The organism is Sulfurimonas sp. ST-25 (genome assembly GCF_048079205.1).
GTDB lineage: Bacteria > Campylobacterota > Campylobacteria > Campylobacterales > Sulfurimonadaceae > Thiomicrolovo > Thiomicrolovo sulfuroxydans.
This window is the reverse complement of record NZ_CP182225.1, coordinates 950838-974198: the sequence shown is the minus strand read 5'-3', so window position 1 is coordinate 974198 and position 23361 is coordinate 950838. Positions and strand designations below refer to the sequence as shown.

The window sequence follows — 23361 nt, the reverse complement described above, 5'->3', positions numbered from 1 at the left end:
TGATACAGTTTGGAAATGAATAAATAGTTAGGCAAAAGGAATACATGTGCTGTTTTACTTAACATTAGCAATCGCTCTTTTACTCATTGTGGCTGAATCGGTGGCAGCTAAAATCAATAAGAGAACAAATAGTACGAAGCAACAGTCAGACAAATGGCATGCTGCTTACCGTTGGCGCTGGATAATCGGCATACCATTCATCATTATTTCTGCGATAATTACTTATCCCCAGCCAGGAGTAGAAGAAGCAAACAAGGTTGTTGGCTTTCCTCTAATTGTTGCAGTGTTTGATGAGTCCGGCAGGGATTATGTTGGTCCTCTCAGCAGTATCTTTTTTCTAGGAAATGCCCTTATTTGGTATTTCCTGCCACAACCATTGCTTTTGCTTTGGGCAAAGTACTTTGACAAGGAAACTGTGAATGCCTAACAAATCAGAGGAGACCAATCAAAAACCCGCGGGCGGCTTTTTGATTGCTCATTTTAAACGTTAGGCTATGACAATGAAAATAACTGCAAAGCAAATAAATGACGTAGAACTAAAAGAACATGCTTTAAAAACTATCAAACTGATAGAAGAAGAAAAGTATGAAGCTCTTGCAGATGAATACGGTTATGCATTGTCATTTAATGAAAATCCAGCCGAGGTAATAAGAAAAGAAATAAGCCAGTGCCTTGAACAAGCAGGGCAAAATGCAACATTGGTATCGATACAAAATCCCAATGTAGTCGTAAAGTATTTTGAACCAAACGACATTCCATTAGTCGCGGTTGTAGAGTATAGTCTAGCAATTGAGAATGGAACTGGGACTGTGTTTGTGGAATTGGTTGTGTCAGGCGAAGAAGAGAACTGCAATATATCAGTGGAGCAGATCAGCTATGTTTTTGCCTAACAAATCAGAGGAAACCAATCAAAAACCCGCAGGCGGCTTTTTGATTGCTCATTTTAAACGTTAAATTCACTCGAAGGATTCTATCAAGTTGCAAAGATCATATTATTCTAACAGCCTTGATAAATTTGTAACTGACAATACAAATAAGATATTGGGTGATTTGACGAGGCATCATGCTCATTCTTTAGAAGATCTCCAAAAAAATGCTTGGATTAAACAAATCGAAATTTTAAAACATGCGTTTCATAATCAAAATAACGGACATATATTTTTTGAATTTTCTATTCCTAGAATGGGAAAACGTGTAGACAACATAGTCATAATCAACGACTCAATCTTTATCATAGAATTCAAAGTAGGATCATCAACGTATGACAGTAGTGCTATTGAGCAAGTCTTAGATTACTCATTAGATTTAAAAAACTTTCATGAAGGCAGTCACTTTGAAAAGTTATTTCCTATATTGATTTCTACAGAAGCATCATCTGTAATAAACAACATTGAACCATTACAAGACTTCCTATACAAGCCTCTATTAGCAAATAAAAAAAATTTCATTGAAGTAATTGAAAGATGCCTACAAATTGGTACTGAAAAAAATTTGTGTCCTATCGCTTGGGAAAACTCAATTTATAAACCAACTCCCACGATTATTGAAGCAGCTCAAGCATTGTACAAAGGGCATAACGTTCAAGAAATTTCAAGATCAGATGCTGGTGCAATAAATTTATCTGTAACAACCAAAAAAATCAACGAGATTATTGATAATACTAAACATACAAATCAAAAATCAATTTGTTTTATTACTGGAGTTCCTGGTGCAGGTAAGACACTTGCTGGTCTCAATATTGCCAATGAAAGAATGAATATTGATGAAGACGAACATGCCGTTTTTTTATCTGGTAATGGTCCATTAGTCGATGTTCTGAGAGAGGCTCTCACCCGAGATGAAGTGAATAGTGCAAAAGAAAAAGGCGTCAGATTAACAAAAAAAGAAGCAGCGATTAAAACGCATGCATTTATACAAAATATACACCACTTTAGAGACGATGCATTAGTCACAGATGAAGCCCCTATTGAAAAAGTTGTCGTGTTTGATGAAGCACAACGAGCATGGAATCAAGAACAAACAAGTTCTTTTATGAAAAGAAAAAAAGGTCAAGAAGATTTTGATGCATCTGAACCAAGATTTTTAATCGATGTAATGAATCGTCATCATGACTGGTGCACAATTATCTGTTTAATTGGTGGTGGCCAGGAAATCAATACTGGCGAAGCAGGTTTGGAAGAGTGGCTTTTCTCAATAAAAGCACACTTTTCAAACTGGAATATTTATTGTTCAAATTCTATCTTAGAAGACAAAAATTATCTAAAAGATGAGCCTATGAAACAATGGCTTTATCAAAATGCCCGCATCGAAAAAAACTTACATTTATCTGTTTCAGTAAGATCATTTAGATCTGAAAAATTGTCAGAATTCATACATGCACTTTTAGAAAATGATCTTACACAAGCTAAGCATTTATATCTGAGCTTTTTACAAAATGATTATCCTATAGCCGTGACCCGTAATTTTGAAAAAGCGAAAAAATGGCTTCGAACTAAAACCATTGGGAGTGAAAGAAGTGGTGTTGTAGCATCATCTGGTGCGTATAGGTTACGCCCATTTGGCATAAATGTGAAAAGTCAAATTGATGCTCCAGTTTGGTTTCTAAATAATAAAAATGACATTCGATCTTCATACTTTAATGAGGAAGTGGCCACAGAGTTTGATATTCAAGGTTTAGAATTAGATTGGACTTGTGTATGTTGGGACGGAGATTTCTATCTTCGAGATAATCAATGGGTCTATAGAAAATTCAAAGGCACTAAGTGGCAAAACATAAATAAAGAAGTTAGCAAAAACTACTTGCTAAATGCATATAGGGTTTTACTTACAAGAGCTAGACAAGGTATGATTATCTTCATTCCATTTGGAACATCAGATGATAAAACGCGAAGCCCTGAATTCTATGAGGAAACATTTGAATATTTACGAGCAATAGGGATACAAGAAATTTAACAAATCAGAGGAGACCAATCAAAAACCCGCGGGCGGCTTTTTGATTGCTCATTTTAAACGTTAATCTATAGGATTGATTATGGAGCATAATGACATTAGCCTTTCATTGAAACAAGAAGAGGCAGTCGTGCTATTTGAGTTCCTTTCTCGCTTCAGCAATTCAGAGAAACTTGAAATTAAAGACCAAGCTGAAGAACGTGTGCTCTGGGATTTGTGTAGTTTTCTTGAAGAGTCCCTTTCTGAACCATTACACGGGAACTGGAAGGAACTACTTGAGAAAGCTAGAAATTCAGTTCGGGATACGCAAGCATGAATCTTAAAAAGGTTAACAAACCAGAGGAGACCAATCAAAAACCCGCGGGCGGCTTTTTGATTGCTCATTTTAAACGTTATATTACTAAATGCAAAGAAGGTGTATGAGTATGGGACTAGCTAAACAATACTGGATGGAACTACAGGAAGAACAAGCCTATGAAGAAAAATGTGAGTGGATTCGCGAGTATCTTCAAGATGATGATCCTGATGAGTACAGTAAAGAATGGCAAGAAGCTGAAGATGCATATGAAGAATATCTCAATCGATTACATATTGATTTTGAAAATCAAAGGTATGAAGAGGAATATGATTATTGGTCTGTAGTAGGAAAAACAAATTTTCAAATTTTCACCGAAATTATAGATAGTTCAAAAGAAATCATCAAAATTCAAATTGACAATATAAAAATCAGAAAAAACCTATTTGTAATGCTCTATGGGCACATTGTAGCTGCAATTGAATCATATCTTTCATCAACATTTATTGAACAAGTTATGTCCCCGGGAAATTCAGAATACATTAGAAAACTGGTCGAAAGCGACCCTGAATTTGCAAATAGGAAATTTACTATCAAAGAAATTTTCTCAAAACAAGAAGAATTGGAAAATGATGTAAAACTCTATTTGAGAGACCTTATTTTTCATAAAATTGATAAAGTCAAACCGATGTACAAAAATGTCTTAGATATTGACTTTGGCAATAATATTGAGTGGTTATTTAAAGCGATTTCATTAAGACATGATTGTGTCCATAGAGCTGGATATGATAAAGATGGTAATGAAATCGATTTAGATAAAGAAAAAGTTGAAGATTTAATCAAACGGTGTTCTGAATTAGTTGAACATATTGAAAGTGAATTAACAACATAACAAATCAAAGGAGACCAATCAAAAACCCGCGGGCGGCTTTTTGATTGCTCATTTTAAACGTTAGGTAGAAGAATGAAAATCAAACTCAACTTTTTGACAGGTGCTTTGTTGACATTTATTGGCACGCTGATTGGTGCAGGAGTATGGGTTATTGAACATCATGGGTTTCCCAAGTTCCTCATTGAATGTCCGTTACTTGGGATAGCCCCTCATATAATTATTCCTGTCGTCGCAGGGGCATTTTTTCGTTTTGTACCATTAGGAAGTTTTGACGAAAGAAAAGTCAGTTCATTTAACACACTATCTTGGTACAAAACGGTCGAATGGGGTGATGTGGTAGCCGCGAAAAAGTTGAATTGGCTAATTGTTTCTTATATTCTCTTGTATACGAAAACGTCTAAATGGGCCGTATGGGTTCCATTGAATATAACCAAGAGAAAGCAACTGATTGAGAATATGACAAAATCCGGAAACGAAAGTCTTACAAAGTTGGAACTAACCTAACAAATCAGAGGAGACCAATCAAAAACCCGCGGGCGGCTTTTTGATTGCTCATTTTAAACGTTATCTTAAAAAGGAGTATAGATGCTTGCATGGGGAATAGGTATTGTGGTTGTACTGACTGCACTTTATTTTTTGGCCAAAAAATTCGAAAGCCTGAAAAATGTGCCAACAGAAAAATTGTATGAAACACTGGAAGATGAGAATCAATACAGGTTTTGGTTCAAATCAATCGAGGAACTTGTGCGCAGAGGTGAAGATATGACATATCTGAAAAACAAGCTCCTGGATGGTTTGGAATCTACCATTCTTAGAGATAGAGTTTTTGCTTCAGAGTCCTACAAAGCAATTTTTCCAAATGTATTACAGTCTATTGGATATAAACCGAACAAAGAGCCGGATGAAGATATGCGTGTCAAACTTGCAGCCCTAAGAACGAAATAGGAAATCGAATTATGAAATATGTCGGAATTATTTTATTAGTCCTGGTTGGATACTTTATTTGGCACTTCGTCATTCAAAACAAGCCCATTGTCATAGCAACATCAAATTCAGGCAAAAAGGTTTCCGGAACTCTAAAGTTACCAATACAAGCCAATCAATTGACTATTCAAATTCAAAACAATGAACATGACACTGTTATTACAGGCATCAAAGTATCCAGAGATGTGCATGACAGTTTGGGATTATCTGCTCCTAATGGCTTTCATCAAGAAGCAATGGCATTTGAAGATAGCGATGACGCTGAAACAAAAGAATACGTAAAAAAATTCAATGCAGAGACTGTTCGGTATGTTGGCAACTATAAAATCGGACCAAACCAAAAGGCAGAGCTGATCTTCCCAATAACCAATCTGGATGATTTACACGGGGAAATAGACTTTACATATGAACATAAACTTGGGTTTGGCGGTTCGATTTCCTTCTTTTCTGTACAGCTAAATCCTGAAAGAAAATCATCTGATGAAGACAATCTCACAAGTAATGGATAATCGTCATAAGATAACAAATCAGAGGAGACCAATCAAAAACCCGCGGGCGGCTTTTTGATTGCTCATTTCAAACGTTATGCAAAAAGAGAAAATATGAGTAATTACATTAGACTTGAAAGAATTCCTTACGAAGAACCGCATCATATTCAGCTTGTATGGGATGTGTCGAATGGAAATATTTCTTCATGTTTTGAGTATTACGATAATGCAGACTCTTTGATAAAGATTGCAGAACATTTAGAGCATTTCCCCAGACATGGCAGTGATGTGTTTTTGTATGAGATAGGCTCCGAAAAACCTGAAGATCGTTTTTCTTATTATTTTAGATTTAGAGTTTTTACAACTGATTCGAGTGGCAGCACTGCAATTCAAATCAGATTTTGCAATAATCGTGAATTGCCATATAAAGAAATCGTAGAGTTCTGTATTCAAACGGAGGCCGCTGCTATTAACAGGCTGGGGAAGTTATTCCATGAATTTGGAAAGCTTGAAAAAGAATACATGGCTTGGTCGGATACCGAGTCATTCATTGGTGACAAATATACGTATGCATAACAAGTCACAGGAGACCAATCAAAAACCCGCGGTCGGTTTTTTGATTGCTCATTTTAAACGTTAGTGTAATAAAGGAATTAGAATCGAAAGTTCATATAAATCGATCAGAAATGGGGTAATTGCATCGACCATTGCTGGCATTATTATTTTAGTCATTCCAAAGTTGCGTGAGTACGCAATTAGTTTTTTCTCTTGGATATGGTCTGGTATTTTATGGTGCTGGAATGCACTCAACGCAACTTATGCACTGCCTGGCTGGATATGGTTACTCATTTTTATTTTTGCATTTATCGGCCTAATAAATATTTTTCTAGCATTTAAAGGTGAAGCTACTATTCCAGAATATAAATCATATACTGAAGACAGTATATACGGACTTGTCTGGCGATGGGACTGGGTAGGAAATCAAATATCTAATCTTTGGTGCTATTGTCCTAATTGTGATGCTACTCTTGTTTACAATGAACCGACTCGTCGCCGTTCATTATTTGAAACTAATCAGACTAACTTTATTTGTGAAAATTGCGGGCATAAAATTGTAGGTACGATTCAGGGTGGAAATAAAAATTATGCAATTGGAGCGGTTGAACGTGAAATCGATAGAAGAATTAGAAACAATGAATTTCAAAAGCACTAACAAACCAAAGGAGACCAATCAAAAACCCGCGGGCGGCTTTTTGATTGCTCATTTTAAACGTTATCACTCATCTCCAATTGACACCATTATGTAATTACAATATAATTACTAAAATAGAAGGAGTTCGATATGGCATCTTTAATTAAAATCGGAAATTCGCAAGGTATCAGACTTCCAAAAGCGATCATCAAGCAAGCGCATCTGGAAAACGTAAATCTGGAGTTTGAAGTTCTGGACAGCGGCTTATTGATCAAACCGGTGAACAATACCGGGAGAGAGACATGGGGCGAAAACATCAAAACCGTTCTGGCGGCCAGTAAGGGCAAAACAGACGAAGCGCTCCTGGAAGATCTTCTCGACGACAGCGATCTGGATGACTACGAATGGTAGCCGACATTAAAAGATTCGAGATATACCTGGTCAAATTGAATCCCACGGTCGGATCTGAAATCCAAAAAACACGCCCCTGCATCGTCATTTCTCCCAACGAGCTGAATGTCCTCAAAACCGTTATCGTCGCTCCCATGACCAGCAAAGGATTCGATTTCATCTTCAGGCCGAAGATAAAATTTGAAAACAAAAACGGGCTGGTGCTTCTGGATCAGATCAGAACCGTCGACAAAACAAGATTGATAAAAAAAATCGGCGACGTCGACGAAAAAGTGTCAAAGAACATATCAAATGTGTTGGTGAAAATGTTTGAATACTAAGTGATAACAAATCAGAGGAGACCAATCAAAAACCCGCAAGCGGCATTTTGATTGGTCATTTTCAACGTTATTTATCTCTTGTGTTCAAAGACAAAGCCTTGGCGGTCTACGATGTACTGTTTCATCTTTCATAGTTTGAAACTTGCATGGGAGAAGCAGAAAGAGATCGAGACACAGAAGGCATAGCGTCATGGATACACAAAAAATGGTCTGTCCCCATTGCGGTGAGATCAACACCATTCCCGTACAGGAGCATTACAGTGAAGCCGACTGCACGCACTGCAAGGCTTCGCTGCTGGAGACGAAACCGGTCGGCGTGGATGAAGCGGCATTTATAAAACATGTCTGGAACAGCGACATCGTGGTAATAGTCGATTTCTGGGCGCCCTGGTGCGGCCCCTGCCGCACGATGGCCCCGGCATTCGAAGAGGCGGCCGCCGCCCTGCCGATGAAGGCCCGTTTCCTCAAAGTCGATACCGATACGCAACATTTACTTGCAGCGCGTTATAACGTCCGCTCCGTCCCGACGCTCATTCTCTTTAAAAACGGGTATGAGATCAACCGCAGGTCCAGGGCGATGAGCGTGGAAGAGCTCCACAAGTGGACCGGGAAATACATCGTCTAATATCACGCCTACAGTCATGGTGCAGTTCGTTGCCAACAAAGCAGTCGGGACCGACTTTTGCACACCTCCTGTTATGTGAACCAGGAGGATGCAGATGCAATTGGATAGACTGGAACGATATTTTAACGACTACACCTACATTAAAAAAGGACATTATCCGGTCACTGACATGGTGGTCTACTGGTACATGGGTGAGGCATGGACAGTGGCACATAAAGAACACCAAATTGCTGTCAGCGAAGGACTCCTGCGGTCAATAGAAGCAAAAGGCTTCGAACTTGCCCAAGAGGATGTTGCACGTCTTTTTGAGCTCTACGATCTTCGGGGCAAAGCAGCGCGTGGCGAGCTCCCGGACGAAGCAGTGCTCCAGGCGGCCTTTACCGAGATCATCGAAAAACATCATCTATCGCACTAATTAAGGGGGCGTTTAATACCCCATTCGAGACCAAAAGAGCGAATCTTGCACATCGAACATAAGTAAAGGACTATCGCTAACTACGCAATACGCGCGGCGTAAACATAGATTCGTTTGTTAAAGTCCTTTCCAAAACAGATCGGAAACCCATGCCCAACAGACTCGAACTCGAAGACTCGCCCTATCTGCAGCAACACAAAGACAACCCCATCGACTGGTACCCCTGGTGCGACGAAGCGTTCGAACGCGCCCGTACGGAAGATCGCCCCCTTTTCATCTCGGTCGGCTACAGCACCTGCCACTGGTGCCACGCCATGGAGCGCGATGTGTTCAGCAATGAAAAGATCGCCGCGATCCTGAACGAACACTATATCTGCATCAAAGTTGACCGCGAAGAGCGCCCGGATATCGACAAATACTACCAGGAGGTACACCACCTGCTGAACCGCAAACCGAGCGGATGGCCCACTTCCGTCTTCTGTACTCCGGACAAGCGGCCCATTTTCGCGGGGACCTACATCACGCCGAATTCCCGCGGAGAGAAGATCGGTTTCACGGAGCTCTCCAAACTGATTGCGACCAAAGTGGCGCAAAAAGATAAAAGCCTGTTCAAAAGTGCAGACGAGATTCAGGCCTATCTGGACAAACCTGCCTCGCAAGCCATCGAGGTCAAACAGCTCAATGCCACCTTGATCCAGCGCTTCGTCAAACAGGCGCTGCGCATTTTCGAGCCAAACAGCGGCGGCTTTTCGAATGATCTGAAATTCCCCCAGATCTACACCCTTAACGCGCTGCTGGACATCGTGCTGCTGCAGAACAATCCCTATGCCGAGAAGATGCTGACGCAGACGCTCAGCACGATGCACCGGGGCGGCATGTACGACCTCATCGACGGCGGCTTCTGCCGCTACAGCACCGATGTAGATTGGCTCATACCCCGTTTTGAGAAGATGACCTTCGACAACGGGCTGCACTGCGAGCTCTACGCCCGTGCCGGACGTATGTTGAATGACGCGAGCTATTCCCTAATAGCCATAGAGATCGCCGACTTTATGACCGGGAAAATGCAGGAAGACGGCCTCTTCTACTCCGCCATCGATGCCGACACCGAAGGCGCACAGGGCATCTACTACACTTTTGACTACGACACGGCCAAAACCGCACTGCTCGAACACGGTTTCAGCGCAGACGATACGGAAACGATCCTCGCCACATTGCATGTGACGCCGGAGGGCAATTTCATGGGCCGCAATATCGTCTGGCTCGAGGCGCCCGGTGACCGCCCGGAGTGGTTCGACGCCGTACGGGAAGTATTGCTCTCCCTGAGAGAAGCGCGCGAATACCCCTTTATCGACAAAAAGGTGCAGACCTCGTGGAGCGCGATGATGATCCGCGGCCTCTTCGAGCTGGGGAAATCCGACTCCAGCTACACGCAAAAGGCCATCGATGCGCTGGAGGCGCTTATGGATTTCGTGATGCCCCAGGGAGCGCTCTTTCACTCGGGGCTCATTCACAGCAGCCCGAAGGTCGGCGCCTTTTTGGAAGATTACGCCTACCTCGGCACCGCGTTTATCAAAGCGTATGAAGCGACCTACGACAACGTCTGGCTCATGCAGGCGCAGCGGATGGCCGACTTCGCGCTGGAGGCGTTCTATGAGAACGGACGCTGGTATTTGAGTCGCGGGGATTTCACGACGGAGGCGGATCCGGCAGACGCGCTCTATCCCGGTTCCATCGGGGTGATAGTCGATCTGCTGCTGAGCCTCGGCATTCTCCGGGATGAGAGCTACCGGCAGTTCGCCTTCACAACCCTGCAGTTCTACTCCGCCAATCTGGCGAAAGCACCCATCAGCTACCCCCACCTCTTCAACCAGGCGATCCGCTACCGCTTCGAAGACTTGCTCGTCAAAGCCAGTGCCGACAAACTGGCAGACGCCGCACCTTCCCTGGCGGAGGTCACCTACCCCTACGTTCGCGTCAAAGCCACCCATAACAAAAACTACATGCTCTGCGGGACGCAGAGCTGTTTCGCACAGTTGAAAACGCCGGTGGAAATCGCCGACACCATTCGGGAAAAATTTTCAAACTGACCTGCGTACGGAAATGTCTAGGGATATTCCGGACGTTCCAACTTTTGGATGAAACGTGGCATGAGCAGGTGGATGAACCGCTCTATTCAAATAAATAACGGCCTCAACGCCGCGCTTAGAACCCTGCATCAACAGGCGTTCCTTTCATCACGGTTCCTGATAGAATGTATGCACGTTACGGCTGCGGCCACTCCGCAGGTTGCAGCCTATCGAGGCACAGATTTTCCGCCCTGGAAGATTTCAAAATGACGCCGGCCTTCTTCACCGCCCCGTCGGGGTCTGTCAGCCGGTAAAGGACCTGCACTTCACCGACGGCAAGCAACTTGTCACTCGCGTACCAACGGGACTCTTTAACCTGGAGCGTCTGGACCGACGTTTTCAGAAAAAGAAGATCCTTCTCCTTGATCGACGATGCGATCATCTGCCCCTCAACCTGAGTCCAGAACTCCTCGCTCTTATTCAGGGTCTCCAGCAGTGCTTTGGCATGCTGAATGTCCGTCTCTACCATGGCCAGAACGGCGCCATCGCCCTCCGACGTCTTTTTAGCGCGTTCCAGGTTTATCATGGCAGCGCCGAGTTCGCGGCTCATAGTGGTTCTTTTTTCCAACAGTGCTTCTGCCTCCTTTTGGGCTCTGCCACCCACGGCTGCCGGATGGGTCACAAATCTGCTTTTCGCTTTTGAATCCAGCAGATTTTTCAGGATCGTTTCCGCCTCCGCTTCATCATTGAACACCGTGATGGAGCGGTCAACGCGAAAGAGTTTGGAAACGCTCTCGATGACCTCCGGGACGACGCCAAGCAACGATATCGCAGCGGCCATTCCCTGCATTTTCATGGATTCCCCTGGCGAGGGCTGCGTCGCTTGCGCATTGAAGCTTTGCAGCGCCGCAATCGATTCGTCGATCATACGGAGCGTGTATGCTGACATATATGCCTTTTTCAGCTCCGCCTCCGAGACCAGAACGGCGCCCTCTGGGCAGAGGTCAATCAGCGTATCGGCGATCTCGTCCATCAACGCCAGCATCGGGCGCTTGCTCCGAAGCAGCGCCGTGTTATCCTTCCCATCCGAGACCGTCACCGTCCCCTTGTTCCCCTCGGGGAGCTTCCACTCGCTCAGTGCCGCTTTGATCTTTTGAAGTTGCGCAGAATCCATCTCCGCCTCGGCATCCGCCAATGCTTTTTGCGCTTGTACCAATGCCGATTTTTTCGTTAAAAGCTTGGTCTCGTCCTCCAACTGCTTGATCTGCTCTTCCTGTGTTAATTCCGATGCCATTGTTATCCCTCCTGTCAGTAAAAAGATCGCCACAATAAGTACTCTCATCATCTGATCCACCTCCTTTTTACTTTATGTTTCTAAGCATCATATATTGTATATTAGCGTTTATTCGATTTGCTTAAATTCCATATGGCAGTGCCGTGGCCGCTTGCAACGATCGGGAGAGTCCTCACGTTTTGCTTCCATGTCTTCTGCGCTATCCATTCCGCAGCCCTGCCCAAATACCTGCATAGACGGGGGTTCCCCACTCATCCGCATCGAAGGACGGCATATTTGTTTCTCCTCAATCCATCAAACAAAACAGTCGATTCAGCTACAATTAACATTAATAGTTTTGGTTGGAATAAGTTTGAACATGTACAATGGTTCTTATCTGTTAGTTGTTGGGCGCCTTACGGCAACGACAAAGCTCGTCCTGCTATAGTGCTGTAGCGTATGGAGAGTGTCCGCTTCAAAGGAGTAGACATGAAGAAGCTTCTTGTTTTATCGCTCGTCCTTCTATTAAGCATCGCCGTGCAGGCAACCCAAAAGCTTGAGAACATTACAACGATGAATGAATTCCAGGGTTTCGTTCATACATTCTATCTCCATCCCCAACCGGAGCTGATTGACAGCGCCATTACTTTTTTAGGGTCGTCCGAGATGGCCTCCAACCCCAACGCGAAAGCCCTGTTACTCATGTCGTTCAGTTCGCTCTTTTCCATGTATGACGCTACCCGGAAAACGCAGTGGGAGAAGACCATACAGGGCATCAGGGAACCGGCCAAATCTCTCTTAATGGACGCCTTGCGCCGATCGCCGAGTGCGCTGCTGGATGCGGCACCCCTCTCCCCGGCCAAAGTCGATATGTACTGGGCCTGTTTCTTCACGACCGGCGACTTTGAATATCTCTATGCGATCATTGCTTTGCTAAAGCACCTGGACGAACGTCAGGACATCAATCTGTTCCTGACCGCGGCATCCGCAAAATGGTCCCTCTCCAGTAATGCCAAGATCCATTTCAAGGTCCGCATGGCGCTGGAGGCGATGAAGGCCGGCGATCTCCCTGCACTGCAAGCCGTCGCAAAAGAGATCCTCGAGGTCAATCCCACCTTGATCAGAGAAGAAGCTCTCGCTGTTCTGAGAGAACAGAAGCGAAAAGGAATATGGCGATAGGCATCGTCCGCATGCCTTCACGCTCTCTTTAACGCCAGATACCATCTTAGTTCATAAAAGGAATCCAAAACTATGCTTGAAATCGCGATCTTTTCACTGATTATCCTGGTATTCGGCGCCCTGCCGAGTCTGTGGTATCTCAGGCGGAGAGAAAACGTTGACGACAACCCAAACCCCCATATTGTTATTGTTGTTTTGACGACGCTGCTCGTTTTGACAAATACCTATTTTGCCTATCTGATGGGCCAGGGTTCCATATCGTATGTCCTCGGGTATGTATTTTTCATCCCGCTCGTAGTGGTCCTGGTCTCTCGAAACAACTGGAGAGCACGCTGGAATAGCGCCTTTTTTTCATCGCTCGTTATCTTCCTCAGCATCATTGTCAACCTCATCACAGCGGCAGATGAAACTGCGAAGCAGATCCGAACGTGAATGCTCCTATGAACAGGATGCAAAAAATGAGATATCATAGCTGACAACTGAATCATCTCTTTCGGAGATGGACAAGAAAATGAAGCACTCATCTTCGGTTCCGAGGAAGGCTTCAATAATATGCGCGGTTGTCCGGTCTTTCCGGCATTGCCTAACAGTTCAGCATAGTCAATAAAGGAGTCTGCATTGTCTGTCGTTTCTATTACAAACAGCGATCATTATGGATGGGGGGAGAACTGTGACGGTTGGCACCTGGCCGTTTCAGCCAGCCTGAACGTTATCCGCGAACGCATGCCGCAGGGCGCATCGGAAACGCGCCACCTCCACAACAGTGCAGAGCAGTTTTTCTATGTACTTTCCGGCATTGCAACCCTTGAGGTCGCGGGTGAAATATATATTTTGGCGCCCGGGGAAGGCTTTCACGTCCCCGCGGGGATCGCGCACTCCCTGATAAACGAACACGTGCAGGATTTGGAGTTTTTAGTGGTCTCTACGCCGCCGAGCCACGGGGACAGAGTGGATGCCTGAAATCCCTGGGGAATCGACCCGGCGGAGAGGCGCTTTGTGCTAAAAGGTATAACTAATGCATTTGCTTACCCATAGTATGAAAGGAGATCGATGAGCGTGTACGACCTTGCGGCTTTTTCGGCCGCCATGTTTTTGCTGGCCGTTACCCCCGGTCCCGGAGTCTTCATCACGGTTTCCAAAGCACTGGCATCGGGCTTCAAAGCAAGCCTGCCCGTTATTGCCGGGATCGTTTCAGGCGATCTGGTTTTTCTTTTGGCTGCCATCTACGGCCTTGCGGCCGTCGCCGAGGTTTTCGCTGCCCTCTTTGTCGTGATCAAATATGCGGGCGCCGCCTATCTCATCTGGCTGGGAATGCAGTTGTGGCGCTCACCGCCGAAACAGGTACGCGTTGCGGCATCCAAAAAGTACGGGTTTCTGAGCGGCCTCTCCATCACGCTGGGCAATCCGAAAGTCATCCTTTTCTATCTGGGCTTTCTCCCCGCCTTTGTCGACCTGCATGCCCTGGAAAGTGTTGAGGTCTTGCTTATCGTGCTTGCACTCACGTCCATACTCGGCTCCGTCATGCTCTTTTACGCCTTCTCCGCCGCGAGGACCGGCATGCTTTTCAAAAGCGGACGGTCGCAACAACAGCTGAAGCGTATGGCCGGGAGCGTCATGATCGGCACAGGCACCGTTCTGATTGCAAAAGCCTGAGACGCCCCCCTTCAGACCGACACCAAGGAGAGACCATGCACCCCACTATCATCTGCGCCACACCGGAAGATGCCCGCGACATCGCCGTCATGACCGGTGAACTGCTCCAGGAGATCATGGACCGCATCAACGTCAAAGCCTTCCGTTTTCATCAGGGAGAGACGGAAACCCGGGCTGCGGAGCTGTTGTCCCGTGGCGTCTATTACGTCTTTCTCGCCAGGGACCCCGTTACCGGAGAAGCGATCGGATTCATATCACTCTATGAAAGTTATGCCCTCTACACCGAAGGGGCCTACGGCACGATTCCGGAACTCTACGTACGCCCCGCCTATCGTTCAATGGGCGTAGGTGTGGCGCTCTTGCAGCGCGCCAAAGATTTCGCGGCGGCCAGAGGGTGGAAGCGGCTGGAGGTGACGACGCCTCCCCTGCCGGAGTTTGACAGGACGCTGGCCTTCTATGAACGCAATACCTTTGAAATCTCCGGCGGCAGAAAACTGAAAAGCGACATCGAGGTTTCATGAGGTTTTTCAGTAGACACGGAGAGAAAGTTTCGCAAATTTTATCTATATTAAATATTAAAAAACATAAATTTAACGCTTTATAATTTTCTTAAGATTAGCAATGTAAAATGGGCGCGGTATTTAAAAATATTATATATTGATCTGCAGTTTGACATGGTACCGTTTTTCCGGAAACGAGACCGCATCAAATCAAGGTATAATGTCAAATAAATATTTTGTTAAACAAAGATAATAATTCAAGCTGTATACGCAAAAAAGAGGACTGTTTCGGCGGTACCATAGGAGACGAAGAAGGATGAACACACGCTTCACTGTCACGATCCACGACATTGACGGCGTACGGCAGTACAGCCTCCACAATATCGTCAAAAAAGTCCTTCTGTACTCGGGAGCGGGTCTCGTCACGCTGATTGCCGCAGGGGTCGCGTTTATTGTCTTCCTCAACGTCTCTCTTAATGATATCGACGAGAAAAAGCTTCAGCTCGAAGCGCACAACGCCGAGCTGCGCAGTTCCATCGCGGCGGCAGAACTGGACCTGGCTGCGAAACAGAAGGAGCTGACCACCGTATCCGACCGTCTCGACGGCATCGAAAGCCTGATCGGTCTGGCGCCCGATACGGAAACAGAGAGCAGCCTGCTTGAACGCGTCGAGATCGCCCAGATGACCTCCGTACAGCGCGCGGCGCTGCTGCAGCACATCCCCAACGGTTCCCCCGTCGAGTATAGAGGCATTACGAGTAAATTCGGCTACCGTACCCACCCCACCCTCCACCGCAAAGAGTTCCATCCCGGCAGTGACCTCCGCGCGCCGATGAACACCCCCATCCATGCCACGGCGGACGGCGTCATCGAGTACGCGGGGCTGCACAGTAGCAGCGGTTACGGGCGTCTGATTATCGTCGACAACAACTACGGTTTCAAGACCTATTTCGGACACCTTAACAAGATCAGCGTCAAATCCGGACAATATGTCAGAAGAGGCGACGTTATCGGCTATACGGGCAACAGCGGGATGAGCAACGGACCGCACCTTCATTACGAAGTGCGATTTATCCAGCGCAAACTCAATCCCTACTGGTTCATCAAGTGGGATCTTGAGCACTATGCCACCATCTTTGAAAAGGAGAAAAAAGTACCATGGCAATCTTTGGTAGCAACAATAACACGGAATCAAAACCTGCAAAAGCTCCCGTCACCAACACCAGTACCACCATCATCACAGCTGGCGCTTTACTCAAAGGCGAAATAGCACTGGAGTGCGACGTCTTTTTTGACGGTCGTCTGGAGGGAACGATGCGTTCCAAGGGGGTCATCACCGTCGGACAGAACGGTGTGATCGTCGGCGAAGTCAAAGCACCGCATCTCATCGTGCGCGGCCGCATCGAAGGGACCCTCGACGTCGATCGGGTCGAGATCAAGGAGAACGGTTACGTCGGAGGGGTCATCTCATCCAAAGAGATGGTGATCGAGTCCAAAGGGATCTTTGAAGGCGAAAGCCATCGTAAAACGTCCGAAAGCGCGGCCAAACCCGTTCAGGACGCCGCAGCCGAAAAGCCTGCCGAAAAGCCCGCTGAAAAGAAGAGCTAATCCGGCCGACAGGAGAGTGAATGCAAAGCGAAGAGGAGTGCTGCTACGCCCACAACCGCTACCTTCTGCTCCTTTCCCTGCTCTTCGCAGTGGAATTCATCCTCCTCGCATTCGCCCCCTATGACCGGCATGACTGGCTGCTCGAAAACGTACTGGTCCTGCTGGCCGTGCTTTTTTTCGCCACGACCTACAGAACCTTCCCCCTTTCGCGCATTTCGCTGACGCTGATCTTTCTTTTTCTCTACCTGCACGAAATCGGCGCCCACTACACCTATGCCGAAGTGCCCTATGAGGCCTGGGGACAATCCCTCTTCGGTATTTCGCTAAATGGGCTCTTCGGCTGGGAGCGCAACAACTTCGACCGCGTCGTCCATTTTCTCTACGGCCTGCTGCTTGCCTACCCACTGCGGGAGTTTTTTCTGCGCGTCGTCGACGTCAAAGGGTTCTGGGGCTACTTTTTCCCCCTCCTCGTCACCATGGCCAGCTCCATGCTCTATGAACTGGTCGAATGGGGGGCGGCCGTCTACTTCGGCGGCGACCTTGGGATGGCCTATCTGGGCACCCAGGGCGACGTCTGGGATGCGCACAAGGATATGCTCTTCGCCACCATCGGTGCCCTCATTGCCATGGTCATCACCGCGGCCATCAACGCAACCCTGCAGAAAGATTTTGTCCGGGAATGGGTCCACAGTTTCCGGGTCAAGCACAGGCATCCCCTGGGCGAAAACGCCCTGATGCGCCTATGGCGGCAGCGGCATAATAAATAACCGCCCTTTCCCCCCTATTCAGCGGGTTTCATAATCTCGAAAGCGTCAATGGGTTCGTTGAAGGCGATAAAGAGCACACAGGGGTCCCCTTTTTCGCAGTAGGCGACATGCGGATGCTTCTCTGGTCCGAACGCGTACATCCCGGTTTCGATCAGTTCGGCTTTCTGGTTATCGTACTGGACCGTCATAGTGCCCGAGACGAGGACCATGCGCTCCGCCGACGTATGCCAATGGTGCGGGATCTTATAGTCGCCCGGGACTTTGAACAAAACATCGGTGTGGGGCTTGGCCGGATCGCCATGCAACACGGCGATCTTGCACGCTTCACCGAGGAAGGCCGGGCAAGGCCCCCACTGCAGCCGCTGATCATCGTACTTGTACGCCAGTGCCGGCTCTTCGGCGGAGAGTCCGGAAAAGAGCCCTGTCACGACGGACGCCAACACCATTACTGCCATTTTACGGATCGGTAAAAACATAGAGAATCCTTTTTATCAAAGGCCGTAACGGCCTAAAAATGAATTTTGCAGTACTACCCCACCATCTTAACAGCACACGCATCCGTTGGAAAGAGCCAATGTTCGCTTAACTGTGCAATTTGTCGGATTATTTGATTTTTCTATAGTTATTGCGTCACTATAATAGGCAAAAGAAGAAAGGTGAGACCATGGGAGCGCCGCTTCCGCTATACACGATCGAAGAGACGATCAATACCTACAAGTACCTTTTCAAACCCAACCCCACCTTCGGGATGGACTTTTACGCCGAAGGTTTCGAAGCGAAGGATGTCGTCTTGCTGCTCGATGACATCGCGCCGAGTCACGGCATTCCCCTCCGGTTCGACTATTACGCCCTTTTTCTCAGACTCAAGGGAGAGACCATCCGCAGCGTCAACCACTTTGACTACACGATCCAACCCCAGGCGCTGCAACTGGTCTGCCCCGGCTCCATCTACGCGTTCAGGGATATCTCGGACGAATCGAAAACCTACGTGCTGCTCTTCGACAAGGCGTTCATTGAAGAGAAGAACCTCTCCTCGGAGGACCTCGACCCGCTCTTTGCCTTTCACCGCCTTCACCAGAACGATGTCGTCCTCGATACGGCGAGCTATGCCCAGGTCCTCTCCCTCTATGAGCAGCTCAGCTATGAACTGCGCCAGAAAAAAGAGGATTTCAGGAGTATGGCCAAGATGCTGATCACCCAGCTGCTCTTCATCCTCAAACGCGAAAAGCAGAATGCCGGCCTGCCGCAGAACCTCACCAGGGCCGAACAGCTCAGCGCGGAGTTCCTGGTCCTGATCGAGGAGCATTTCTGGAACAAAAAGAGCGTCAAAGCGTATGCCGAGATGATGGCTGTCACCCCGAAGCATCTCAGTGAAACGGTCAAGGCCACCCTGCACCGAAGCGCCCTCTCCTACATCCACCTGCGCATTATCAAGGAGATCCAGTACCTGCTCTGCTTCGGCAACATGTCAATCAAGCAGATCGCCTACGCCCTCAATTTCGAAAGCCCCTCACAGCTGGGGCGTTTTTTCAAAAACCATGAAGGAATCTGTCCGAAGGAGTACCGTCTTCGCAACCGGATAGACTACCCGTCACTGGTTCCCGGAAAGCATCGGTAGGATCAGTTCTGCTGCTCCGCATATAGCGTCATTTCATACACCCACTGCTGCAACGGGAGCATCGCTTCGTAATGCGCATAGAGCGTGTCGATAAGCGTTTCGGACGTCATCAACGCCGCCTCGGTCTCCGTATAGGCGTACATGCAGTTGTAAAGAGTGAGTTCTGCCAGGGGCATCGAGGCGTCAAAACCGGCCGGAAGGCGCTTGTAGCGTTTCTCCGGCAGCCTGTACCCCTGCGCCGTCAGCCGCTCGAGGATAGCCTGCAGCTCCCTTCGGCGCTCTTCGGATTTCAGATAGGAACGGTAAGCGGAGAGCATCGCGGGCTTGAAGCGGCGCAAGCCCGTTGCGACCAGGAGCGTCTGCGGGTCGAAATGGAGGTAGAAAGCGCTGCTCTGCATCCGCTTGCCGCCGCCCTGCCAGAAGACGATCCCGATATGGTCCTTCAGCGGCGGCTCATCGAAATGGAAACGCTGGTCGCGGTAGATGCGGAAGAGCGAACCGTTGACTTTCGGCAGGGCATTGATCGTCGGCACGAGGGCCATGAGGTGTTCGCCCATCTCCTCGACGAATGCGCGGCTGGGTTCAAGCACAAGCTCATGGTAGAGCATCTTGTTGGCGTCAAACCAGGCTTTGGAATTATTGCTCTGGAGTTCGGCTAAAAAAGGGAGGGTGCCTGCGGGAAAGTGCGAGAACACCGGAAGACTCCGATGGTCTCTTTAGAGGCGGACCGTGTCGACGCTGATGCACTCTTCGAGCGCGGAGAGCTCAGAAAGTGCTGCGTCTTTGACCGGCGTGTCGGTGATAATGACGGCAAGGGCTTCGCCGTTGCTGTTGCGGCCCAGGCGGAAGTCGCCGATGTTGACGCCGTTACGCGCCAGCAGCGATCCCACTTTGCCGATAACGCCCGGGACATCGGTGTTTTTGAAGAGGGTGAAGTTCCCCTTCGGCTCGACGTCGAGGTCGAAACCGTTGACCTCGACGATACGCTGGACGCCCTCTTCGAAGATCGTCGCGTCGATATCGACGACACGCTTGTCCGTCGTCAGTTTGACGGAAATGAGGTTTTTATAGGCGCTGCTGCCGAGCTCGGCAGAGGTTTCGATCTTGATCCCCTTCTGCTCGGCGATGAAAGAGGCGTTGACGTAGTTGATGGTATCTCCGGTCTTGTCCGCCAGTGCACCGACGGTTACAAAGGTACTGAGAGAGTCGAGGTACTCGGCGATATCGCCCTGTGCGCTGACCTTGATGGAGACGATCGGTGCACGGTTGAGCTCGCTCGCCATAAAGCCGATCTTCTGTCCGAGCTCCAGGAACGGTTTGACGAATGCCGGGATCTTCGTCTCGTCGATCGGCAGGTTGAAGGCGTTCGGGAAGGCGATGCCCTTGGCCGCTTCGATCGCCTGCTGCGCCGCCTGCGTACCGATGTTGTACTGGGATTCGAAGGTGTTCGCACCAAGGTGCGGGGAGACGACGATGTTGTCCAGGTCGAGCAGCGGGTGGTCCGTTGCCGGCTCTTTCTTGAAGACGTCGATACCGGCGAAACGAATCTTGCCGGATTTGAGGCCGTCATAGAGCGCTTCCTCGTTGTAGAGGCCGCCGCGGGCACAGTTGACGAGCACGACGCCGTCTTTCATCTTCGCGATCTCTTCGGCACCGATGATGTCGATCGTCTCAGAGTTTTTCGGCGTATGGATCGTGATAATGTCGCAGCCGAGGATCTCATCGAAGCTGTCCGTGTATTTCACGCCGAGGTCTGTCGCCTTGGAGGCCGGGATGTACGGATCGTAGGCCACGACGTCCATTTCGAACGCCTTGCAGCGTACCCCGACGCGGCTCCCGATGTTACCGAAACCGATGATACCGAGCTTCTTGCCTTTGAGCTCGTAGCCGTACCATTTCTCGCGCTTCCAGATGCGCTGGTTTTTAAGATGGTCGTGGGAGTAGGGGAACATGCGCATACAGGAGAGCATATGGGCCATGGTCAGTTCGACGGCAGCGATCGTATTGGCCGTCGGGACGTTCATGACGATGATCCCCTCTTTGGAGCAGCCGTCGATATCGACGTTGTCGACACCGACACCGGCGCGGACGATCGCCTTCATCTGCTTGGCGGCACCGATGAACTTGTCATCCACGTCGGTAGAGGAGCGTGTGATCGCGACGTCGGCATCGGCGATGACATCGAGCAGCGCCGTTTTGTCGACATCGGCAGCGAAAACGTAATCGATCTGCGGATCGTTCTGAAGCATCTCGAGCCCGGCTTCGTGAATATGGTCACACACGACTACTTTATATTTTTCCATCTTAAAATCCTAAAGTGAAATTGAAAATGTTATCAACAAGTACCTGCCTCGCAGGGCATTGCTGATAAATTTGGGAAGCCCCTCCGCCGGTGCGGAAAGGGGTTATTTTTTGAGTTGGTCTTTGATCAGGTCGCCGAGGCTGTTGGAACCTTCCTCTTCGTTGAGCTTGTCGAGGATTTTCTGATCGTGCAGTCTGTCGAGTTTGCGGACAGAGAGGCGGATACGGTCGCGCTTGGCGTCGATCGCAACGATTGCCGCTTCGATCTCCTGCCCTTTTTCGAGCTCTTCCGCTTTGAGCGGTTCGAGGTCTTCGTTGCGGATCAGCGCATCGACGCCGTCGCTCAGGGAGACGAAGACACCGAAGTCTTTTACGTCACGGACGCTGCCTTTGACAATGTCGTTCACGCGGTGGGAAGCGGCAAACTTCTCAACCGGGCTCTCTTCGAGCATCTTGCGGTTGAGGGAGATCTTCTGATCGTCGCGGTTGATCTTGGCGATCTTGACTTCGACTTCGTCGCCGGATTTGAAGAGGTCTTTGGCTTTGACGCCTTTTTCCCATGTCGTGTCCTGGTTGTGCAGGAGCCCTTCGACGCCGGCAATCTTGACGAACGCACCGAAGTCCGTCAGGGATGTGACGGTACCGGTCACAATATCGCCCTCTTTGAATTTCTTCGCGAATTCGTCGAAAGGTTTCGGCAGAAGACGCTTGAGGGAGACGCGCAGCTTGTGCTTATCCGGATCAACGTCGATCACCTCGACGTCGATGTCGTCGCCGACGGTCAGGTAGTCTTTCGGGTTCTTGATGTTTTTGTCCCAGGTGATCTCTGAGATATGGAGGAAACCTTCGATATCGTTTCCGAGGTCGACGAACGCACCGTACGGCTCGATGTTGCTGACCGTAACCGTAATAGTATCGCCTGCTTCGAGTTCGTCCTCGATCTCTTTCCACGGATCCGGCTGGACCGCTTTAATGGAGAGGGAGAGGTGGCGCTTGTCTTTGTCGTAAGCAATCGCTTTGACGAGGACCTTGTCGCCTTCGTTGTAGAGCTTGGACGGGTTGACCGGGCCTTTGTAGCTGATCTCGTTGTAGTGGACCAGGCCGTCGACACCGCCGACGTCTACAAACATACCGTAACTGGTGATCTTCTTGATAACACCTTCGACGATCGTACCCTCTTCCATCAGCTGGTCGATGATCTCTTTCTTGCGCTTGCGCTCTTCGTTGAAGAGTTTGCGGCGGGAGACGACGATGGAGTTGTCTTCCGGATCAAGTTTAATGACCTGTGCCTTGACTTTGCGGCCAAGAACGTTGTCACTCTCTTTGAACGCCGCGAGTGAACGCGGCATGAAGAAGCAGACGCCGTCCGCTTCGATCACGTAGCCGCCGCGGTTCTTCTTGGTCACGGTTCCTTCGATGATCACATCTTCGAAATCCTCTTTGTGCGCCTCGACGAATTCCATTGTCTTCTGCTGCTCGAGGACCTTGCGGTAGGAGATCTTCGGACGCTCGTTGTAGTGTCCTGTGACCATAACCGTGATCTTGTCACCGACGTTGAAAAGCAGGTTGCCTGCCTCATCCCTGATCTCATCAAGACTGATGATACCTTCCAGTTTCTCTCCAACTCCGACGAGCGCGCGATTATCGTCTTCCTGGATTGCGACAATTTCACCTTCGGTGATGCGATTTGATTCTTGCTCCTGGAAAGAAGCCTCCAGCATCTCGGCGAAATTTTCTTCTTCAAATGCTTCGTTATCGAAAGCCATACCTGTACCCTTATTACGTAATAAAATCTCGTGAGTATAGCGAAAGAAAGCTTTTA

29 protein-coding genes are annotated in these 23361 nt (G+C 48.2%); 24 read left to right on the top strand and 5 right to left on the bottom strand.

Going from position 1 to position 23361, the window contains the following annotated elements:
* Positions 1–46: 46 nt before the first annotated feature.
* The 15 genes from ACM66T_RS04960 (at position 47) to ACM66T_RS04890 (ending at position 10661) form a co-directional block, all read left to right on the top strand.
* Positions 47–427, top strand: a complete 381-nt coding sequence (locus tag ACM66T_RS04960; protein ID WP_416768828.1) for a hypothetical protein — start codon at positions 47–49, stop codon at positions 425–427.
* 73 nt (positions 428–500) lie between these two features.
* Positions 501–890, top strand: coding sequence for a hypothetical protein (locus tag ACM66T_RS04955; RefSeq protein ID WP_416768827.1), 390 nt, complete (start codon positions 501–503; stop codon positions 888–890).
* A 151-nt stretch (positions 891–1041) separates the two neighbouring features.
* The gene (locus ACM66T_RS04950) at positions 1042–2952 is read left to right on the top strand and encodes a DUF2075 domain-containing protein (protein ID WP_416768826.1); all 1911 of its coding nucleotides are present in this window, start codon (positions 1042–1044) and stop codon (positions 2950–2952) included.
* A gap of 79 nt (positions 2953–3031) precedes the next feature.
* The gene (locus tag ACM66T_RS04945; RefSeq protein WP_416768825.1) at positions 3032–3265 is read left to right on the top strand and encodes a hypothetical protein; all 234 of its coding nucleotides are present in this window, start codon (positions 3032–3034) and stop codon (positions 3263–3265) included.
* Between the two features lie 109 nt (positions 3266–3374).
* Positions 3375–4136 carry a hypothetical protein gene (locus ACM66T_RS04940; protein ID WP_416768824.1) on the top strand — a complete coding sequence of 254 codons (762 nt, stop codon included), beginning with the start codon at positions 3375–3377 and terminating at the stop codon, positions 4134–4136.
* 72 nt (positions 4137–4208) lie between these two features.
* The gene (locus ACM66T_RS04935; RefSeq protein ID WP_416768823.1) at positions 4209–4640 is read left to right on the top strand and encodes a hypothetical protein; all 432 of its coding nucleotides are present in this window, start codon (positions 4209–4211) and stop codon (positions 4638–4640) included.
* 81 nt (positions 4641–4721) lie between these two features.
* On the top strand, positions 4722–5081 hold the full coding sequence (locus tag ACM66T_RS04930) for a hypothetical protein (RefSeq protein WP_345986906.1): 360 nt from the start codon (positions 4722–4724) through the stop codon (positions 5079–5081).
* 11 nt (positions 5082–5092) lie between these two features.
* Positions 5093–5629: a hypothetical protein gene (locus ACM66T_RS04925; RefSeq protein WP_231020921.1), complete on the top strand. Its 537-nt coding sequence runs from the start codon at positions 5093–5095 to the stop codon at positions 5627–5629.
* 93 nt (positions 5630–5722) lie between these two features.
* Positions 5723–6184: a hypothetical protein gene (locus ACM66T_RS04920; protein WP_231020919.1), complete on the top strand. Its 462-nt coding sequence runs from the start codon at positions 5723–5725 to the stop codon at positions 6182–6184.
* Positions 6185–6347: 163 nt separating this feature from the next.
* The gene (locus tag ACM66T_RS04915; RefSeq protein WP_231020917.1) at positions 6348–6821 is read left to right on the top strand and encodes a hypothetical protein; all 474 of its coding nucleotides are present in this window, start codon (positions 6348–6350) and stop codon (positions 6819–6821) included.
* Between the two features lie 129 nt (positions 6822–6950).
* The gene (locus ACM66T_RS04910; RefSeq protein WP_416768822.1) at positions 6951–7211 is read left to right on the top strand and encodes an AbrB/MazE/SpoVT family DNA-binding domain-containing protein; all 261 of its coding nucleotides are present in this window, start codon (positions 6951–6953) and stop codon (positions 7209–7211) included.
* Positions 7205–7531: a type II toxin-antitoxin system PemK/MazF family toxin gene (locus tag ACM66T_RS04905; RefSeq protein ID WP_231020913.1), complete on the top strand. Its 327-nt coding sequence runs from the start codon at positions 7205–7207 to the stop codon at positions 7529–7531. Before ACM66T_RS04910 ends, ACM66T_RS04905 begins: the two co-directional genes overlap by 7 nt.
* A 190-nt stretch (positions 7532–7721) precedes the next feature.
* Positions 7722–8156: a thioredoxin TrxC gene (trxC, locus tag ACM66T_RS04900; protein WP_231020912.1), complete on the top strand. Its 435-nt coding sequence runs from the start codon at positions 7722–7724 to the stop codon at positions 8154–8156.
* 94 nt (positions 8157–8250) lie between these two features.
* Entirely contained in the window at positions 8251–8571 is a 321-nt protein-coding gene (locus ACM66T_RS04895) for a hypothetical protein (protein ID WP_231020910.1), read from the top strand.
* A 149-nt stretch (positions 8572–8720) separates the two neighbouring features.
* On the top strand, positions 8721–10661 hold the full coding sequence (locus ACM66T_RS04890) for a thioredoxin domain-containing protein (RefSeq protein ID WP_416768821.1): 1941 nt from the start codon (positions 8721–8723) through the stop codon (positions 10659–10661).
* Between the two features lie 175 nt (positions 10662–10836).
* Here the strand turns inward: ACM66T_RS04890 and ACM66T_RS04885 are convergent, their stop codons facing one another.
* The gene (locus ACM66T_RS04885; protein WP_231020907.1) at positions 10837–11985 is read right to left on the bottom strand and encodes a hypothetical protein; all 1149 of its coding nucleotides are present in this window, start codon (positions 11983–11985) and stop codon (positions 10837–10839) included.
* 417 nt (positions 11986–12402) lie between these two features.
* On the opposite strand from ACM66T_RS04885, the gene ACM66T_RS04880 reads away from it, so the two are divergent.
* From ACM66T_RS04880 to ACM66T_RS04845, 8 genes are all read left to right on the top strand, one after another.
* A complete protein-coding gene (locus ACM66T_RS04880) occupies positions 12403–13092 on the top strand; it encodes a hypothetical protein (RefSeq protein ID WP_231020905.1) in 690 nt (229 codons plus the stop codon).
* 72 nt (positions 13093–13164) lie between these two features.
* Entirely contained in the window at positions 13165–13524 is a 360-nt protein-coding gene (locus tag ACM66T_RS04875) for a hypothetical protein (protein ID WP_231020904.1), read from the top strand.
* A gap of 186 nt (positions 13525–13710) precedes the next feature.
* Positions 13711–14052 (top strand): cupin domain-containing protein, encoded by a 342-nt coding sequence (locus tag ACM66T_RS04870; protein WP_231020902.1) that lies wholly within the window; start codon positions 13711–13713, stop codon positions 14050–14052.
* A 90-nt stretch (positions 14053–14142) separates the two neighbouring features.
* On the top strand, positions 14143–14745 hold the full coding sequence (locus ACM66T_RS04865) for a LysE family translocator (protein ID WP_231020900.1): 603 nt from the start codon (positions 14143–14145) through the stop codon (positions 14743–14745).
* A 35-nt stretch (positions 14746–14780) separates the two neighbouring features.
* Entirely contained in the window at positions 14781–15266 is a 486-nt protein-coding gene (locus ACM66T_RS04860; RefSeq protein ID WP_231020898.1) for a GNAT family N-acetyltransferase, read from the top strand.
* Positions 15267–15561: 295 nt separating this feature from the next.
* Positions 15562–16515 (top strand): M23 family metallopeptidase, encoded by a 954-nt coding sequence (locus ACM66T_RS04855; protein ID WP_416768820.1) that lies wholly within the window; start codon positions 15562–15564, stop codon positions 16513–16515.
* A complete protein-coding gene (locus tag ACM66T_RS04850; RefSeq protein ID WP_416768819.1) occupies positions 16404–16853 on the top strand; it encodes a bactofilin family protein in 450 nt (149 codons plus the stop codon). Before ACM66T_RS04855 ends, ACM66T_RS04850 begins: the two co-directional genes overlap by 112 nt.
* Before the next feature lie 20 nt (positions 16854–16873).
* A complete protein-coding gene (locus ACM66T_RS04845) occupies positions 16874–17620 on the top strand; it encodes a DUF2238 domain-containing protein (RefSeq protein ID WP_231020892.1) in 747 nt (248 codons plus the stop codon).
* A 14-nt stretch (positions 17621–17634) separates the two neighbouring features.
* Here ACM66T_RS04845 and ACM66T_RS04840 read toward each other — a convergent pair whose 3' ends face one another.
* A complete protein-coding gene (locus ACM66T_RS04840) occupies positions 17635–18096 on the bottom strand; it encodes a cupin domain-containing protein (RefSeq protein WP_416768818.1) in 462 nt (153 codons plus the stop codon).
* Positions 18097–18284: 188 nt separating this feature from the next.
* Here ACM66T_RS04840 and ACM66T_RS04835 point away from each other — a divergent pair, with 188 nt between their 5' ends.
* Positions 18285–19238: an AraC family transcriptional regulator gene (locus ACM66T_RS04835; protein WP_231020888.1), complete on the top strand. Its 954-nt coding sequence runs from the start codon at positions 18285–18287 to the stop codon at positions 19236–19238.
* A gap of 2 nt (positions 19239–19240) precedes the next feature.
* Here the strand turns inward: ACM66T_RS04835 and ACM66T_RS04830 are convergent, their stop codons facing one another.
* The 3 genes from ACM66T_RS04830 to ACM66T_RS04820 form a co-directional block, all read right to left on the bottom strand.
* Positions 19241–19933, bottom strand: coding sequence for a DUF2461 domain-containing protein (locus ACM66T_RS04830; protein ID WP_231020886.1), 693 nt, complete (start codon positions 19931–19933; stop codon positions 19241–19243).
* A gap of 21 nt (positions 19934–19954) precedes the next feature.
* On the bottom strand, positions 19955–21541 hold the full coding sequence (gene serA / locus ACM66T_RS04825; protein ID WP_231020885.1) for a phosphoglycerate dehydrogenase: 1587 nt from the start codon (positions 21539–21541) through the stop codon (positions 19955–19957).
* 102 nt (positions 21542–21643) lie between these two features.
* The gene (locus ACM66T_RS04820) at positions 21644–23305 is read right to left on the bottom strand and encodes a 30S ribosomal protein S1 (protein ID WP_231020879.1); all 1662 of its coding nucleotides are present in this window, start codon (positions 23303–23305) and stop codon (positions 21644–21646) included.
* Between the last annotated feature and the right edge of the window lie 56 nt (positions 23306–23361).

Excerpts from the sequence above, each read along its gene's own strand:
- ACM66T_RS04955 (WP_416768827.1), top strand. The coding sequence starts at position 501 with ATGAAAATAACTGCAAAGCAAATAAATGACGTAGAACTAAAAGAACAT.
- ACM66T_RS04945 (WP_416768825.1), top strand. The coding sequence starts at position 3,032 with ATGGAGCATAATGACATTAGCCTTTCATTGAAACAAGAAGAGGCAGTC.
- ACM66T_RS04940 (WP_416768824.1), top strand. The coding sequence starts at position 3,375 with ATGGGACTAGCTAAACAATACTGGATGGAACTACAGGAAGAACAAGCC.
- ACM66T_RS04935 (WP_416768823.1), top strand. The coding sequence starts at position 4,209 with ATGAAAATCAAACTCAACTTTTTGACAGGTGCTTTGTTGACATTTATT.
- ACM66T_RS04930 (WP_345986906.1), top strand. The coding sequence starts at position 4,722 with ATGCTTGCATGGGGAATAGGTATTGTGGTTGTACTGACTGCACTTTAT.
- ACM66T_RS04925 (WP_231020921.1), top strand. The coding sequence starts at position 5,093 with ATGAAATATGTCGGAATTATTTTATTAGTCCTGGTTGGATACTTTATT.
- ACM66T_RS04920 (WP_231020919.1), top strand. The coding sequence starts at position 5,723 with ATGAGTAATTACATTAGACTTGAAAGAATTCCTTACGAAGAACCGCAT.
- ACM66T_RS04910 (WP_416768822.1), top strand. The coding sequence starts at position 6,951 with ATGGCATCTTTAATTAAAATCGGAAATTCGCAAGGTATCAGACTTCCA.
- ACM66T_RS04905 (WP_231020913.1), top strand. The coding sequence starts at position 7,205 with ATGGTAGCCGACATTAAAAGATTCGAGATATACCTGGTCAAATTGAAT.
- trxC (WP_231020912.1), top strand. The coding sequence starts at position 7,722 with ATGGATACACAAAAAATGGTCTGTCCCCATTGCGGTGAGATCAACACC.
- ACM66T_RS04895 (WP_231020910.1), top strand. The coding sequence starts at position 8,251 with ATGCAATTGGATAGACTGGAACGATATTTTAACGACTACACCTACATT.
- ACM66T_RS04890 (WP_416768821.1), top strand. The coding sequence starts at position 8,721 with ATGCCCAACAGACTCGAACTCGAAGACTCGCCCTATCTGCAGCAACAC.
- ACM66T_RS04885 (WP_231020907.1), bottom strand. The coding sequence starts at position 11,985 with ATGATGAGAGTACTTATTGTGGCGATCTTTTTACTGACAGGAGGGATA.
- ACM66T_RS04880 (WP_231020905.1), top strand. The coding sequence starts at position 12,403 with ATGAAGAAGCTTCTTGTTTTATCGCTCGTCCTTCTATTAAGCATCGCC.
- ACM66T_RS04875 (WP_231020904.1), top strand. The coding sequence starts at position 13,165 with ATGCTTGAAATCGCGATCTTTTCACTGATTATCCTGGTATTCGGCGCC.
- ACM66T_RS04865 (WP_231020900.1), top strand. The coding sequence starts at position 14,143 with ATGAGCGTGTACGACCTTGCGGCTTTTTCGGCCGCCATGTTTTTGCTG.
- ACM66T_RS04860 (WP_231020898.1), top strand. The coding sequence starts at position 14,781 with ATGCACCCCACTATCATCTGCGCCACACCGGAAGATGCCCGCGACATC.
- ACM66T_RS04855 (WP_416768820.1), top strand. The coding sequence starts at position 15,562 with ATGAACACACGCTTCACTGTCACGATCCACGACATTGACGGCGTACGG.
- ACM66T_RS04850 (WP_416768819.1), top strand. The coding sequence starts at position 16,404 with ATGGCAATCTTTGGTAGCAACAATAACACGGAATCAAAACCTGCAAAA.
- ACM66T_RS04845 (WP_231020892.1), top strand. The coding sequence starts at position 16,874 with ATGCAAAGCGAAGAGGAGTGCTGCTACGCCCACAACCGCTACCTTCTG.
- ACM66T_RS04840 (WP_416768818.1), bottom strand. The coding sequence starts at position 18,096 with ATGTTTTTACCGATCCGTAAAATGGCAGTAATGGTGTTGGCGTCCGTC.
- ACM66T_RS04835 (WP_231020888.1), top strand. The coding sequence starts at position 18,285 with ATGGGAGCGCCGCTTCCGCTATACACGATCGAAGAGACGATCAATACC.
- serA (WP_231020885.1), bottom strand. The coding sequence starts at position 21,541 with ATGGAAAAATATAAAGTAGTCGTGTGTGACCATATTCACGAAGCCGGG.
- ACM66T_RS04820 (WP_231020879.1), bottom strand. The coding sequence starts at position 23,305 with ATGGCTTTCGATAACGAAGCATTTGAAGAAGAAAATTTCGCCGAGATG.